The 1,296-nt window shown below is 47.2% G+C and carries 1 protein-coding gene; it reads right to left on the bottom strand.

Going from position 1 to position 1,296, the window contains the following annotated elements; genetic code table 11:
- Window positions 1-86 precede the first annotated feature (86 nt).
- Window positions 87-1,277 (bottom strand): elongation factor Tu, encoded by a 1,191-nt coding sequence (gene tuf / locus ACT3TH_RS13675; RefSeq protein ID WP_444756327.1) that lies wholly within the window; start codon window positions 1,275-1,277, stop codon window positions 87-89.
- Window positions 1,278-1,296: the final 19 nt, after the last annotated feature.

The raw sequence follows: 1,296 nt of genomic DNA, 5'->3' as shown, positions 1-1,296 counted from the left end.
TCGCCCACAAAAAAGCCACCCTCTATTCGAGGGTGGCTTTTCACTGATCAATCAATGGTTATCAGATCGCTCTGATATCATCAATCTTAGTTGTTTACGTTAGCAACAACACCAGCGCCTACCGTACGGCCGCCTTCACGAATAGCGAAACGAAGACCTTTGTCCATAGCGATTGGGTGGATAAGCTCTACGCCCATCTCAACGTTATCACCAGGCATTACCATTTCAGTACCGTCTTGTAATTGGATTGCGCCAGTTACGTCAGTGGTACGGAAGTAAAACTGTGGACGATAGCCGTTTAGGAATGGTGTGTGACGACCACCCTCTTCTTTTGACAATACATATACTTCTGCGTCAAACTTGGTGTGCGGCGTGATTGAACCTGGCTTCGCTAGTACTTGGCCACGTTGTACGTCTTCACGCTTAGTACCACGTAGTAGTACGCCACAGTTTTCACCTGCACGACCTTCGTCAAGCAGTTTACGGAACATCTCTACACCAGTACAGGTGGTTTTTTGAGTGTCACGGATACCAACGATTTCGATCTCGTCACCAACTTTAACGATACCAGACTCAACACGGCCAGTTACAACAGTACCACGACCTGAGATTGAGAATACGTCTTCGATTGGCATTAGGAATGCTTTGTCGATGTCACGCTCTGGCTCTGGGATGTAGGTGTCTAGTATGCCTAGTAGTTCTACAACAGCAGGTTCGCCATACTTGTCTTGTGAGCCTTTTAGAGCTTCAGTAGCAGAACCTTTAACGATTGGTGTGTCATCGCCTGGGAAGTCATAGTCGCTCAATAATTCACGAACTTCCATTTCTACTAGCTCAAGCAATTCTTCGTCATCAACTGCATCACATTTGTTCATGAATACGACGATGTACGGTACGCCAACCTGACGTGACAACAAGATGTGTTCACGTGTTTGTGGCATTGGGCCGTCAGTTGCTGATACAACTAAGATTGCGCCGTCCATCTGTGCCGCACCAGTGATCATGTTTTTAACATAATCGGCGTGACCTGGGCAATCAACGTGTGCGTAGTGACGTGCTTCAGTGTCATATTCTACGTGTGAGGTGTTGATGGTGATGCCACGTGCTTTTTCTTCTGGAGCTGAGTCAATAGACGCGTAGTCTTTGGCTTCGCCACCAGAGGTTTTTGCAGCTACGGTTGCGATAGCAGCGGTAAGGGTTGTTTTACCGTGGTCAACGTGTCCGATTGTACCGACGTTGACGTGTGGCTTTTTACGTTCAAACTTGGCCTTTGCCATGGGTAATTCCTCTTTTTTT

The sequence above is a fragment of the Psychrobacter sp. AOP22-C1-C5 genome, from assembly GCF_052378885.1.
GTDB lineage: Bacteria > Pseudomonadota > Gammaproteobacteria > Pseudomonadales > Moraxellaceae > Psychrobacter.
This window is presented reverse-complemented; position numbering and strand designations above follow the sequence as displayed.

Coding starts and splice junctions, on each gene's coding strand:
- tuf (WP_444756327.1), bottom strand. CDS start 1,277: ATGGCAAAGGCCAAGTTTGAACGTAAAAAGCCACACGTCAACGTCGGT.